This is a genomic window from Bacillus sp. PS95 (assembly GCF_037963565.1).
GTDB classification, from domain to species: Bacteria; Bacillota; Bacilli; order Bacillales; family Bacillaceae; genus Bacillus; species Bacillus subtilis.
On the sequence record NZ_CP150160.1, the window covers coordinates 567,533 to 580,480 of the forward strand.

At 40.6% G+C, this 12,948-nt stretch carries 14 protein-coding genes; 6 read left to right on the forward strand and 8 right to left on the reverse strand.

From position 1 onward, the window contains the following. Positions 1-18: 18 nt before the first annotated feature. Positions 19-642, reverse strand: coding sequence for a flavin reductase family protein (locus tag NSQ12_RS03000; protein WP_015252724.1), 624 nt, complete (start codon positions 640-642; stop codon positions 19-21). 89 nt (positions 643-731) lie between these two features. Between NSQ12_RS03000 and NSQ12_RS03005 the strand changes: the two genes are divergently transcribed. Next, positions 732-1,412: a winged helix-turn-helix domain-containing protein gene (locus NSQ12_RS03005; protein ID WP_339175877.1), complete on the forward strand. Its 681-nt coding sequence runs from the start codon at positions 732-734 to the stop codon at positions 1,410-1,412. A gap of 79 nt (positions 1,413-1,491) precedes the next feature. Here the strand turns inward: NSQ12_RS03005 and NSQ12_RS03010 are convergent, their stop codons facing one another. The 3 genes from NSQ12_RS03010 to NSQ12_RS03020 all read right to left on the reverse strand — a co-directional run bounded on the left by NSQ12_RS03010 (position 1,492) and on the right by NSQ12_RS03020 (position 2,340). Continuing rightward, a complete protein-coding gene (locus NSQ12_RS03010; RefSeq protein WP_014475936.1) occupies positions 1,492-1,935 on the reverse strand; it encodes a carboxymuconolactone decarboxylase family protein in 444 nt (147 codons plus the stop codon). An 85-nt stretch (positions 1,936-2,020) separates the two neighbouring features. Beyond that, the gene (locus NSQ12_RS03015) at positions 2,021-2,200 is read right to left on the reverse strand and encodes a hypothetical protein (RefSeq protein WP_010886421.1); all 180 of its coding nucleotides are present in this window, start codon (positions 2,198-2,200) and stop codon (positions 2,021-2,023) included. Then, positions 2,197-2,340, reverse strand: coding sequence for a hypothetical protein (locus tag NSQ12_RS03020; protein ID WP_003243880.1), 144 nt, complete (start codon positions 2,338-2,340; stop codon positions 2,197-2,199). Before NSQ12_RS03020 ends, NSQ12_RS03015 begins: the two co-directional genes overlap by 4 nt. Before the next feature lie 267 nt (positions 2,341-2,607). On the opposite strand from NSQ12_RS03020, the gene ydfH reads away from it, so the two are divergent. The 3 genes from ydfH to NSQ12_RS03035 all read left to right on the forward strand — a co-directional run bounded on the left by ydfH (position 2,608) and on the right by NSQ12_RS03035 (position 6,755). Beyond that, on the forward strand, positions 2,608-3,831 hold the full coding sequence (gene ydfH / locus NSQ12_RS03025; protein ID WP_032678641.1) for a two-component system sensor histidine kinase YdfH: 1,224 nt from the start codon (positions 2,608-2,610) through the stop codon (positions 3,829-3,831). Next, positions 3,824-4,465, forward strand: a complete 642-nt coding sequence (gene ydfI, locus NSQ12_RS03030) for a two-component system response regulator YdfI (protein ID WP_003234184.1) — start codon at positions 3,824-3,826, stop codon at positions 4,463-4,465. Before ydfH ends, ydfI begins: the two co-directional genes overlap by 8 nt. Positions 4,466-4,580: 115 nt before the next feature. Next, positions 4,581-6,755 (forward strand): MMPL family transporter, encoded by a 2,175-nt coding sequence (locus NSQ12_RS03035; RefSeq protein WP_339175880.1) that lies wholly within the window; start codon positions 4,581-4,583, stop codon positions 6,753-6,755. A gap of 413 nt (positions 6,756-7,168) precedes the next feature. Here NSQ12_RS03035 and NSQ12_RS03040 read toward each other — a convergent pair whose 3' ends face one another. The 4 genes from NSQ12_RS03040 to mneP form a co-directional block, all read right to left on the reverse strand. Continuing rightward, entirely contained in the window at positions 7,169-8,071 is a 903-nt protein-coding gene (locus tag NSQ12_RS03040; RefSeq protein ID WP_339175882.1) for a carboxylesterase, read from the reverse strand. 202 nt (positions 8,072-8,273) lie between these two features. Beyond that, entirely contained in the window at positions 8,274-8,963 is a 690-nt protein-coding gene (locus NSQ12_RS03045) for a DUF554 domain-containing protein (RefSeq protein ID WP_015252719.1), read from the reverse strand. Positions 8,964-9,052: 89 nt separating this feature from the next. Then, positions 9,053-9,865 (reverse strand): MerR family transcriptional regulator, encoded by an 813-nt coding sequence (locus NSQ12_RS03050; protein ID WP_327847348.1) that lies wholly within the window; start codon positions 9,863-9,865, stop codon positions 9,053-9,055. Positions 9,866-9,976: 111 nt separating this feature from the next. Further along, positions 9,977-10,870, reverse strand: coding sequence for a manganese transporter MneP (gene mneP / locus NSQ12_RS03055; RefSeq protein ID WP_015252717.1), 894 nt, complete (start codon positions 10,868-10,870; stop codon positions 9,977-9,979). A 484-nt stretch (positions 10,871-11,354) separates the two neighbouring features. Here mneP and NSQ12_RS03060 point away from each other — a divergent pair, with 484 nt between their 5' ends. Further along, complete coding sequence (locus tag NSQ12_RS03060) at positions 11,355-11,975, forward strand: nitroreductase family protein (RefSeq protein WP_015252716.1); 621 nt, start codon at positions 11,355-11,357, stop codon at positions 11,973-11,975. A gap of 15 nt (positions 11,976-11,990) precedes the next feature. Continuing rightward, on the forward strand, positions 11,991-12,929 hold the full coding sequence (locus tag NSQ12_RS03065) for a ring-cleaving dioxygenase (RefSeq protein ID WP_163138434.1): 939 nt from the start codon (positions 11,991-11,993) through the stop codon (positions 12,927-12,929). Positions 12,930-12,948 lie beyond the last annotated feature (19 nt).

Genomic DNA, 12,948 nt, shown 5'->3' on the forward strand with positions numbered 1-12,948 from the left:
GGTTCGGTCTTAAAATGATCATGTCTCTGAACGAAAAGTCTTTCCGACTTCTCTTCCTAAACCAAAGTAGTGTCTGAAATTATAGATAAGCGGGCTCCATTTGGAAGGGTTGATATGGTTTTCGTCCAGAATGATACTTTCCTCGGCATGAAAATGTAGTGCCTGCGTCTCTACAATTGCGAATGACGATTCATATTCTGGAAGCCGAATGTGTTTCACTTCGGCTTCTATTTGGATAGGGCATTCTTTGATTCGTGTTGGTGATACTGTTTTTGATTGTAAAGGCGTTAACCCTGCTGCCTCGTATTTTTCTTTTTTATATGTAAATCCGAGCTGCTTCTTTAAAGGCGGTATGCTTTTTTTTCCGCTATAAGATGAAATTCTTTCAACGTTTTCCCATAATTCCGGGCCAGGCAAGTTTATGACACACTCTTTGTGTCTTTCCAAATTGTCGATGGCTTTTCCTCCCAGTCCTACTCCAAGGATTATATAATGTCCAAGAGCCCAAGAAGAAGACATAGGACTAATATTAGTGGTTCCATCCTCATTCAATGTGGTTAGAAGAAATGTCGAGGTACCATAATACATGATCTTGGGTTTGATTTCCTTAAATCGACGAGTGTCTTGTTTTTTGATGTCCAACGTTTTTTCCTCCTTGTCACGCTTACATTTATATTGTAAAGGATTAACATTTCAACTATCATCGAAATATGAATGTAAGGAGGAAAATCATGAATCCTAATATTGCAAAAATCTCTTCGTTGCTATCAGATCCCTCGCGTTCTTCCATTCTTCTCAGTCTGATGGATGGAAGGATACACCCTGCGGGAGAGCTTGCATATCTCGCTAACATTAAACCTCAAACCGCCAGTTTTCACCTGAATAAATTGCTTGAAGCAAAGCTGATTAGCGTAGAGAAGCATGGGAGACATCGGTATTACAGATTGGCTGACTCAGATGCTGCAAATGTGATCGAACAATTGCTTCATATTGCGCCTAAAGCAAAAGTCAAATCTTTAAAAGAGTCAAAAGAGAAAAAGGACTTGCATTTCGCCCGGACCTGTTATGATCATTTGGCAGGTTATGTGGGCGTGCAAATGGCACATTCACTAGTTGAGCAGGGGTTGTTAAAAAAAGTTGATTTAAACTTTGAGGTGACTTCAGAGGGTGCTTTATTTTTTTCGAAGTTAGGCATCAATGAAGAGCAACAACGGAATAAGAGGAGAGCCTTTGCCCGCTGCTGTTTGGATTGGAGTGAACGGCAGCATCATATTGCAGGAGCATTAGGAAACGCCCTATTGGTGCGCATGTTAGAAGAAGAATGGATCGTTCGTATGCCTAAAACGAGAGCGATTAGGATTACACAAAGCGGGAAAATCGCGTTTGAAAAGCACCTAAACGTGAAGATTTAGGATTTTGAAGCGGAAACATCAGATGATGAGGCACGATATCTAGGAGGAGTAAGATTTGTTCTAATCTTACTCCTTCTTCTTATTTTGAAGCAGCTCGATTCCCCATTGCAATAGAGATGCGGTTCCAACTGTTTATTTGATTAATGATCAGAACAAGGTCAACATATTGTTTTTCATCATAATGTTCCCGCACCCGATGATATAGCTCATCAGGAACCCTTTTAGATGGAATGAGCGTGATGTGTTCAGATAGTTCGAGAGCCGCTTTCTCTTCAGGTGAGTAAAAATCACATTCATTCCAAGCATGTAAACAGTAAATTCGCTGTTCAGTTTCTCCCATTTTGCGGGCATCGGACGTATGCATATCTATGCAGAAGGCACAGCCGTTCATTTGAGAGACTCTGATTTTGATTAGTTCTCTCGTCGTTCGGTTAATTGAGGATTGTTTCGTGTATTTCTCCATATCCATCATGATTTTCATACCTTCAGGTGCAATCTCATAGTAGGACACTCTTTGACTCATAAGGCAAGACTCCTTTCCATAGAATACCTAGATTGTATCCCGGTATTGATCATTTTACCAATGTGCGGTTTGAATGACAGCTGTTTCAGCGTCTTTTGGAAAGAAGCTTCTTTGAATAAAAATAAGGGTAGCCAGCAATGATGAGTGGAGCTGCTAATGCAAGCAGTATCCATGAGCCTGATTGGCTGTCTCTAGTGACTCTAATGAATATATAAGTACCGATCAGAAAATATAATAAAGCACCTAGAAACCAATACATGTTCATTCCTCTTTTTCCTTGCTTTTTGGTTGCGCATTTTTGTCTGTCATATGGCTTAATCGATCAGGGTTCTGATTTTTTAATACCTTTTCGGTCCGGATTCCTTTTCTCTTTAATGATAAAATTGTGAGATCAATCGATTTCAATGATGATCATTCCTTCAATGAATAGTAAGTTCCTTATGATTTTAAAGGTAAATTTGAAAAGATAAAACGTACATAGAGGCAGAACGTTCATGTACGTTTGGGCAATGATCACTTGTTGGAAACTCTAATGTTTCCCTGCACCTGATATTGTTGTGTTCCTTCTCTTCCTATAAAATGATTGGATACATGTATGTTTGCACGTTGAAATATGAGTTCGATTTTCATGAATCTCTATTCGGTGAAACAGGTAAAGGAAGTGGATAAGGTTTGCTTATAAGGAATCCTTTCAAAGATAAATATTACTCACATGATAGGCGGGCATTAAACATGCTTGCACTCAGAGTGCCGGGCCTGGCTTTTATTCTCATGATCTATATAGCCTCTATCGTGCTGCAATTTGTTTCTGGGGGCTGGTCCATTTTATTGCTTTATGCGTTTACCATATTAATCGCCATTTTTGCTTTGCTTCATTGGCACTCATATCGCTGGGTTAAGAAAAGAGTGATTCTGTATTTCGCGGTACAAGGTTTGATCACCTTTGCACTTGCTAATCTCATGACTGGCTTCTTTATACTTGTCATTATCGGCCTTTATGCATTTTTAATTGGACAAATCATAGGAATGGCAGACAGAAGAAGGACTTTTCTCATTCTTTATCTATTGCTGCTGCTGGTCATAAATTCGGCGTATCACCTTCATAAAGGTGAAGTTTTGCATTTTATTGTTATTGCTGCGCCGATCATGATTGTCATCATCACTTATGCCGCAACATTTTTTGCCCAAGTCGATGAAAAAATAAAAGCTCAATTGACTCTTGAAAGGCTGGAGCTGGCTCATCAGCAGGTAGAACAGCTGACGCTGCAGAACGAAAGACAGCGGATGGCCCGAGACTTACACGATACGCTTGCTCAAGGTCTTGTCAGTTTAAATATGCAGCTGGATGCGATTCATGTTCATCTCGCCAAAGGCAACACAGAGAGAGCGAAGGAAATCATACAACAATCGATGAAAAGAGTAAAAAGCACATTAGCTGATGCACGTTCAGCTATTGACGATCTCCGCAGCAAATCAGAAGAAATCGGTGTTTTAAAAGAAAGAATTACCTCGCTAATGGATCATTTTATAGAGTCGACAGGCATGGCTTGTTTATTAGATTACAGATTGCATCAGGTGCTGGATGTGCGTACAGCTGAAAACTGTTATTACATCATTGGAGAATGCATGACGAATGCGGCAAAGCATGCTGAGGCGAAAACAATCTGGATATCCATTTGGGATGATGAAAAGGGAAGGCTCCATTTAACAGTTAAAGATAACGGCAAGGGATTTGATGTTGAAAAAGGAAAGAAAAAGAGAGGACATTATGGGCTTCTTGGCATACAAGAACGCGTCAGGGCAATAAATGGCCAATTCAATATCAAGAGTACAAAATTGAAAGGAACACAAATTGAGATCACTGTACCAATTCAGGGAGAGATGCAAGATGAATAAGGTTTTAATCGTTGATGACCATCTTGTCGTGAGGGAAGGTCTGAAGCTTTTAATTGAAACGAATGATCAATACACCATTATAGGAGAGGCGGAAAATGGAAAAGTCGCAGTCCGTCTTGCAGATGAATTAGAACCGGATATCATTCTGATGGATTTGTATATGCCGGAGATGAGCGGGTTAGAGGCCATTAAACAAATAAAAGAAAAACACGATATCCCCATCATTATTTTGACTACATATAATGAAGATCACTTAATGATCGAAGGGATTGAATTAGGAGCGAAAGGATATCTGTTAAAGGATACGAGTTCAGAAACCCTTTTTCACACAATGGATGCAGCGATCAGAGGAAATGTGCTGTTGCAGCCTGATATCCTCAAACGTCTGCAAGAAATCCAATTTGAGCGGATGAAAAAGCAGCGCAATGAGACGCAGCTGACAGAAAAGGAAGTCATTGTTCTAAAAGCAATTGCTAAAGGTCTTAAAAGCAAAGCGATTGCCTTTGATTTGGGCGTCTCTGAGCGAACAGTAAAGTCAAGATTAACGTCCATTTACAATAAATTAGGCGCGAATTCAAGAACTGAGGCAGTAACGATTGCCATGCAAAAAGGTATTCTGACAATAGACAACTAAACTGCATATTTGAAAATTGCCCAAACGTACATGCCCGAATGTACGTTTTTTTCATTTCATTGTCAACTACAATGAGAAAGAATGTGATCAAGCAATGTGTTGAAAGGAGATTATCATGTCAAAAATGTTATATACATTAGGAGGATGGGTTGCTCGCAATCGCATAAAAGCAATATGTGCGTGGATCGTTGTGTTAGTTGCTGCGATAGGCCTTGCAGTCACCTTGAAACCAAGTTTTTCTGAGGATATGTCCATACCTGACACACCTTCGGAAAAAGCGATGGATGTGATTCAAAAAGAATTTCCTCATGGTCCTGATAAAGGGAGCATACGGGTTATTTTCGGTGCTGGTGATGGGGAGAAACTTACTGGGAAGCCAGAAAAAAAAGCAATAGAAGATACGCTCAAAGAAATCAGTAAAGATGATTCTGTTGACTCGATTGCAAGTCCTTTTGTGACAGGGACAATCGCGAAAGATGGCACAGTTGCCTATGCTGATATCAAGTATAAATCATCAGCAGATGATATAAAGGATTACTCTATCAAACACTTAAAAGACAGTTTGAAAATGGCTGATGATGAAGGATTGCAAACTGAGCTAAGCGGAGATGTACCGGGAGCGGAGATGGAGATAGGCGGTGTCTCTGAAATTGTCGGCATTATCTTGGCTTTTGTCGTTTTAGCCATTACATTCGGTTCTTTATTAATAGCAGGCTTGCCGATTTTAACTGCACTGATTGGTTTAGGTGTAAGTATTGGACTGGTTTTGATTGGGACACAAGTATTTGATATTGCTTCCGTCAGTCTATCATTAGCCGGAATGATTGGCCTTGCTGTTGGTATTGATTATGCTTTATTTATTTTTACGAAACACCGCCAGTTTTTAGGCGAAGGCATACAAAAGAATGAATCAATTGCGAGAGCCGTGGGAACAGCGGGAAGCGCAGTCGTTTTTGCCGGACTTACTGTTATCGTTGCACTTTGCGGATTAACTGTCGTTAACATTCCTTTTATGTCTGCGATGGGGCTGACAGCAGGGCTTAGTGTACTGATGGCTGTTTTGGCTTCCATCACACTTGTGCCTGCGGTCTTATCAATTGCAGGGAAGCGGATGATTCCGAAATCAAACAAGAAAATAGAAAAACAAAGCACTGAAACAAATGTCTGGGGACGCTTTGTCACCAAAAATCCTATCATGCTAAGTGTATGCAGCATTCTGATTTTGATCGTCATTAGTATCCCATCTATGCATTTGGAACTGGGCTTGCCTGATGCTGGGATGAAAGCTAAGGATAATCCGGATCGCCGGGCATATGACTTGCTTGCCGAAGGCTTTGGAGAAGGGTTTAATGGCCAATTAACAATCGTAGCGGATGCCACAAATGCTACAGAAAATAAGGCGGAGGCTTTCGCAGATGCAGTGAAAGAAATAAAGGGTTTAGACCATGTAGCAAGTGTCACCCCTGCAATGCCTAATAAAGAAGGGAACTTTGCCATCATTACGGTCGTTCCGGAAACAGGTCCAAATGATGTCACAACGAAAGATTTGGTACACGATGTACGCAGTTTGTCAGATAAAAACGGAGTAGATTTGCTTGTTACTGGATCGACTGCAGTGAATATTGACATTTCAGATCGCCTGAATGATGCGATACCGGTGTTTGCTGTACTTATTGTTGGATTTGCGTTTGTATTGCTGACCATCGTTTTCCGTTCGCTGCTTGTGCCGCTTGTTGCTGTTGCAGGTTTCATGTTGACGATGACAGCCACTCTTGGGATTTGTGTATTTGTCTTGCAAGACGGGAATCTCATCGACTTTTTCAAAATACCTGAAAGAGGGCCGATACTCGCGTTCCTGCCGATTTTATCTATTGGGATTCTGTTCGGGTTAGCCATGGATTATCAAGTATTCCTTGTCAGCAGAATGCGTGAAGAATATGTAAAAACAAAGAATCCAGTACAAGCCATTCAGGCTGGATTAAAACACAGTGGTCCTGTTGTTACAGCAGCCGGCTTGATCATGATCTTCGTTTTTGCAGGATTTATCTTTGCAGGCGAAGCTTCTATTAAAGCCAACGGATTAGCACTTTCCTTTGGTGTGCTCTTTGATGCCTTTATTGTAAGAATGACACTGATTCCAAGTGTCATGAAGCTGATGGGGAATGCAGCCTGGTATTTGCCGAAATGGTTAGACAAGATTATTCCGAACGTGGATATAGAAGGGCATCAACTGACAAAGGAAATACAGCCAGAAATAGATCATGAACAAAAGAAACAAATCAGTGTGTAATAGAAAAAGCAGATCTTTTATGATCTGCTCTTTTGCTTATGGTAGTATTTAGAAGATGAAGTCGGCAGTTAAAAGGAGACGCTTATGGCGCAATCACTCATTTTCGATATGGATGGAACTTTGTTTCATATTGGCAGAAGCTGCATTATACTAGCAGGCATTCCAGGAGAAGTGATAAAGCACATCAAATGATTTTTTTGACGCTGCCTTCTCTCCGTGATGCCTAGGTTCTTGATAATTCTAAGAATAAACCAACTGATCATATAAGAAACCTAAAGAAACAAACACACAAAACCAGCTGTGGGTTTTGTCCAAGAAAAATAGAGTCCGTAAGAGGGACTCTATTTTTTGAAATGCCCGGCTAGAAGCATATTGCAGGACTTTATGAATGCAAATCACTATCTTATAAGCCCTTACCGTGAAATGCCTGTTTCTGCATTGAAAAAACGCATTACACGTTCATTTACGTAAGCGGGTTGTTCTATCGATAAAACATGTCCGGCATTTTTAATGACTTCCACCTCAATATCAGGAACGAATGAAGAGGCTCGGTGCAGGGCTGAGTGGGGATCATAGATGACTTCATGTTCACCAAGTAATAATAGGATAGGAACTCTTGCTGAACGTAATTCCTCATCGGTAAAAACATACGGAAATCCGTCGGCATTAGGATTTGGATTTCTTGATCCATCCTGCCACATTACCCCTGCCTTAAACTGCTTCACAAAAATCGGGTGCAGCACATTCTGATCATTCATCATCCAATTTAAGAATGTTTCAACTCCATTTGACGCTGTAAGGCCAAGAGCGTATTTGTAGAAATCGTGATGAAATGGCAAAAACGTTTCTGCCGGACTCAGTATAGCTGCGCTTTTTACTCTCTCAGGCATACGTAAAAGGAAATTCATCGTATGGAGACCGCCAAGCGAAAGTCCGATCATGTGGGACTTTTCGATCCCCAGATTGTCAAACACATCAAGAAGCCAATTGGCGTAATCCGTTCTTGTACCGCTTACATTCTCAGGAATACTCTTGTTTTTATCACCTATGATATCAACTGCATAAGTTCTGTATTTACTGCTCCAATCGGCGATGTTGGGATACCACATCGTCGAGCTGAATAATGCTCCGTGGAGTAATACAAGCGGCGGGGCATCCTCTGGGCCGCTTGCAATCACATGTGTTTGACCAAAACGAGTAGATATATAGAATGATTTACAACGGACCGGCCAAAGACTAAGGCTTTCATTATAAGTTTGATAATAGCGGATACCGTTGTCACTTAATTCGGGAATACTAGATGAATGGTTTGACATACAAATGCCCCTCCCAACATTGTTTAAATGAATGTGCCGTTTCGTGATGGGGAATCTGATTTTGATATAACAGACTTTATTTACAATATAATACAGTTGTTATTAGACGTCAAATCCAAGATGAAAAGGAAATAAAACGATTGGAACAGATTATTGAAAATCAATATAACAGAATATTAACCTCCTTTGTGGGGCCGCTTCATTAAAACCGCAATCCAAATGCATGAATCACAAAAATCACAACAGGAGGGATCAAGAGGGAAGGCAGCAAATTCAATGTTTTGAACTTCTTGATTCCAAGAATGCTTAGACCTGAACTGAGGATGAGTATGCCTCCCACAATTGTGATTTCATTAATAAGGTCTGTATTGATTGCGCTCTCCATTACTTTAGCAAATAAATAGATGGAGCCTTGCCAGGCAAATAATACAATGGCTGCAGCCGCTATTCCAAAACCAAAAGTTGAAGCGAGCACAATGGAGGTGATCCCATCTAACATCCCGTTTGTCAGGAGGTATGTATAATCTCCATGCAAAGCGGCTTCAACAGGGCCCAATATTGACAGCGAACCTATACAAAATAATAAGACCGCAGTAGATAAGCCCTCTGCTAAATTACTTTTAGAAAATTTGTTCACCAGCTTGTTGAATCGTAATTCTAAATTGATGATCTGGCCTAGCAAACCTCCAATGGCTAAACTCACGATGAATAGAATGGGATATTTACTATCAGGCAAATGCTGTGTAATGGCGTTGATCCCCAGCGCGACTGCAGCGAATCCCATTGCCTGCATCAAAATATCCTGGTATTCATCTTTAATGCCTTTTTTGAATATCCCCCCGATTATGCTTCCTGCAATGATCATCACTGTGTTAAAAATCGTTCCAAACATCAGCTTTCTCCTCCAAAAATCATTCCTGCATAAAAAATAAACCCTCTAGTTAGTAGAGAGTCAAGGGAGATCAAAACATATTCATGAGATTATTTGATGGGCAGCAGGATTTCAGTCACGTAATTATCTAGGTTATTCGTAATGCCATAATCAATGAGTGTGATTTCGATTGAGTCCCCTGCTACTTCATAATGATGTTCTTTCATATATGCCAGTAATTTTTTGTAGTATGGTTCGGCTTCTGGATGTGACCCTTTAAACCTAATTTGCAGATATTCTCTTGAAGGAAAGATGATTTCTGAAGAAGTTTTTTCATTTTCATCTTCAAGAATCATAAATATACTGGAATATTTGTCAAACTGTTTTGCTTTCACATTTGCTGCAGAAATGGATAAACCGATCTTGCCTATGAATATATCTTCGTTTACATTCAGGTGGGTTCTCAATTCAGCTAACGAATGTTCGATATCATGGCCGAGAACATATTCATGCTGCAAGTAAGCCACACGCATTGCGGGAAGTTTGATTTTTGAAATTTGATGTAACGGCATGTTAACGGCATCTTCTATATGTGTGATGCGTCGGGAGATCTTTCGTTCGATGCGTTCCAATTCTTTCTTTTTGCGATCAATTTCAGCTTGCTGGCTTTTTAGTAGATGAAGAAGGGTATTTGTATTTTGAGAGTTATAAAAATCAAGCAGCTTATGGATTGGCAGACCTAAGGCCCTCAAATACTTGATAGTATCCAGCCGCTCAAACTGTTGGGTGGAATAATATCGATAGTTCGTTTTCTCGTCTTTATATTCCGGCTTCAAAAGACCGATTTCATCATAATACCTAAGAGCAGAGATTTTCACATTGAATAACTTTGACACTTCTCCAATCGAAAAAAATTCCTTCATTCTAACAACCTTTCTGTGCCTATGATTGATATACACACATTATATAGTACGGCGAGTTCTAAAGGTAAAGTTTGCATCATAAAGAAAAAGCTCCTTCTAAAAAGGAGCTTTTCACTCTTCGAAATAAGGATTTACATGGATGAGCACTTCTTCTACATCTGAAAACTGTCTTTTGATTTCATTTCGAATTTCGCGGGCGATGTCGTGTCCCTGCTTAATTGTCAAATCATGATCCAAAGATAAACGGACATCAAGCAATTTATAGTGGCCATGTTCTCGCGCGCGGATTCTATCAATTCGTTTTACTTGATCACATTGAAAAATAACAGCTTTATATTCCTCTATCAGCTCGGGATCAACACTCTTTTCCATGAGCACATCAACAGACGGCCTGATTAATTCCATTGAAATCTTAAAAATGAGGTAAGCAACGATTGCACTGGCAATGGCATCGGCGTACAACAGATAGGACCATCCGCGGGTGTTTCCGATGATAGCCAACAGGACGCCGATAAAAGCGGCAAGAGAGGCAACGATATCGCCTTTATGATCGTACGCAATCGCTATAATCGCTTTGCTGTTCCATTTTTCCCCTTGCTTTATAGAATAACGATATAAGATTTCCTTAGCCACGTACGAAATCAGAGCCGCAAACAATGCGCTGTATTGGGGAACGCTTGGCCCTTTAACAAAGGACAGAATCGCTTCTATGAGGATATAAACGGATACGATCACTAAGATAATTCCTACAATCGCCTCACTAATGACTTCAGCTTTTCCGTGACCAAAAGGATGGTCTTGATCGGGCGGTTTATTGGAAATTCCGATCACTGCCAAGACTGCAATCGAAGCAACGACATCTGCCGCGGAATGTATTCCGTCTGCAAACACGGCTTCACTATCGCCTACCAGCCCAAAAAAGACCTTTCCTGCCATTAAGATCAGATTGGCGATCAATGCAATCAAAGCAACTTTTCTGCTTATTTGTTCTCTTTCACTTGCCATTTTTTCCTCCTATAAAACTGCACAAAAAAATAGGAGTGCTCTATATACGCTCTCCGTATCCTTTCCTGTGTAATCACTTTGTTTATCGTTTATCATACCAATTCAATTTCGAGTGGGTCTATAGCAACGTTGTTTCCTGTTTACTAATAAATAAGGTGACAGAAAAAAAGTTGGAGCTATGCTAAAAAGGTCATACAGCAAACAAATGAGTTCTTATGTAACAACAGTGATGATTCGCTATTAAAATGCTGCCGTCAGTGAAAAATTTCCACCTAATTTTCAAAAACCTATTGACATGAGAAGATCTGTATTTTACTATTATCTCATATTCAAGATATTTTAATTTGAGATATTTGGTCGGAAAGATCAGCGATCAAGCGCATCTCTAAGTGTTCAATCCGTTGTCATTTCTTTTACACAATATTCAATATGGATTTTTTATAATAAAATATCTCGAATTCGAGATAAAAGGGAGTGTATCGTAATGGCTGAATTTATACAGTTAGTCAATGAAAGACGATCTGCAAGCAATTTTCTTTCAGGTCATCCAATCACAAAAGAAGACCTCAATGAAATGTTTGAATTGGTTGCATTGGCGCCATCGGCTTTTAATTTGCAGCATACAAAATATGTGACGGTTCTTGACCAGGACGTAAAAGAAAAACTGAAGCAGGCCGCAAACGGACAATATAAAGTGGTTAGCTCTTCTGCCGTTCTCTTGGTATTAGGGGATAAGCAGGCATATCAACAAGCGGCTGATATCTATGAAGGTTTAAAGGTATTGGGGATATTAAATAAGCAAGAGTATGACCACATGGTGCACGACACCGTTTCGTTTTATGAAAACAGGGGAGAACAATTTAAAAGAGATGAGGCGATAAGGAATGCTTCACTTTCTGCGATGATGTTTATGCTGAGTGCTAAGGAAAAAGGCTGGGATACCTGCCCGATGATCGGCTTTGATGCGGAAGCCGTAAAACGGATTTTGAACATAGACGACCAATTTGAAGTTGTCATGATGATTACGATTGGAAAAGAAAAAACAGAGAGCAGAAGACCGCGCGGCTACCGGAAGCCTGTGAATGAGTTTGTTGAGTATATGTAAAAGGAGCGGATAAAAATGGCTAAAAAAACGATGGGAATTCATCATATTACAGCGATTGTCGGTCACCCTCAAGAGAACACAGATTTCTACGCAGGAGTGCTTGGGCTTCGTTTGGTCAAGCAAACTGTCAATTTTGATGACCCAGGTACGTATCATCTTTATTTTGGGAATGAAGGCGGGAAGCCGGGAACAATCATTACCTTCTTTCCGTGGGCCGGAGCCCGCCAAGGCGTCATTGGAGACGGTCAAGTTGGCGTGACTTCGTATGTCGTGCCGAAAGGGGCTATGGCATTTTGGGAAAAGAGACTAGAAAAGTTCAACGTTCTATACACCAAAATCGAGCGCTTTGGGGAACAATATGTAGAATTTGATGATCCTCATGGACTGCACTTAGAAATCGTGGAAAGAGAAGAAGGAGAGGCTAATACGTGGACTTTCGGAGATGTAACGCCCGATGTTGCCATTAAAGGTTTTGGGGGTGCAACCCTATTATCAGCGCAGCCTGACAAAACCGCTGACCTTTTAGAAAACATCATGGGGCTGGAGCGAGTCGGCAAAGAAGGAGACTTCGTTCGTTATCGTTCCGCCGGTGATATCGGAAATGTGATTGACCTTAAGTTAACGCCTATTGGCCGCGGGCAAATGGGGGCCGGAACGGTGCATCACATCGCTTGGCGGGCTAACGATGATGAAGATCAGTTAGATTGGCAAAGATATATTGCTTCGCACGGATATGGTGTAACTCCTGTTCGGGATAGAAACTACTTTAATGCCATTTACTTCAGGGAACACGGGGAAATCCTGTTTGAAATCGCAACTGATCCCCCAGGCTTTGCACATGATGAAACACAGGAAACAATGGGCGAAAAACTGATGCTGCCTGTGCAATATGAACCGCATCGCACACAAATTGAACAAGGGCTGCTGCCGTTTGAAGTAAGAGAGTTAGATTGATTTGACACATAAAAAATAA

What these genes read in the sequence shown, in the direction of transcription:
- NSQ12_RS03040 (WP_339175882.1), bottom strand. Translation starts at nt 8,071, where the DNA reads ATGTCAAACCATTCATCTAGTATTCCCGAATTAAGTGACAACGGTATC.
- NSQ12_RS03010 (WP_014475936.1), bottom strand. Translation starts at nt 1,935, where the DNA reads ATGAGTCAAAGAGTGTCCTACTATGAGATTGCACCTGAAGGTATGAAA.
- NSQ12_RS03065 (WP_163138434.1), top strand. Translation starts at nt 11,991, where the DNA reads ATGGCTAAAAAAACGATGGGAATTCATCATATTACAGCGATTGTCGGT.
- NSQ12_RS03035 (WP_339175880.1), top strand. Translation starts at nt 4,581, where the DNA reads ATGTCAAAAATGTTATATACATTAGGAGGATGGGTTGCTCGCAATCGC.
- ydfI (WP_003234184.1), top strand. Translation starts at nt 3,824, where the DNA reads ATGAATAAGGTTTTAATCGTTGATGACCATCTTGTCGTGAGGGAAGGT.
- NSQ12_RS03005 (WP_339175877.1), top strand. Translation starts at nt 732, where the DNA reads ATGAATCCTAATATTGCAAAAATCTCTTCGTTGCTATCAGATCCCTCG.
- NSQ12_RS03060 (WP_015252716.1), top strand. Translation starts at nt 11,355, where the DNA reads ATGGCTGAATTTATACAGTTAGTCAATGAAAGACGATCTGCAAGCAAT.
- NSQ12_RS03050 (WP_327847348.1), bottom strand. Translation starts at nt 9,865, where the DNA reads ATGAAGGAATTTTTTTCGATTGGAGAAGTGTCAAAGTTATTCAATGTG.
- mneP (WP_015252717.1), bottom strand. Translation starts at nt 10,870, where the DNA reads ATGGCAAGTGAAAGAGAACAAATAAGCAGAAAAGTTGCTTTGATTGCA.
- NSQ12_RS03015 (WP_010886421.1), bottom strand. Translation starts at nt 2,200, where the DNA reads ATGAACATGTATTGGTTTCTAGGTGCTTTATTATATTTTCTGATCGGT.
- NSQ12_RS03045 (WP_015252719.1), bottom strand. Translation starts at nt 8,963, where the DNA reads ATGTTTGGAACGATTTTTAACACAGTGATGATCATTGCAGGAAGCATA.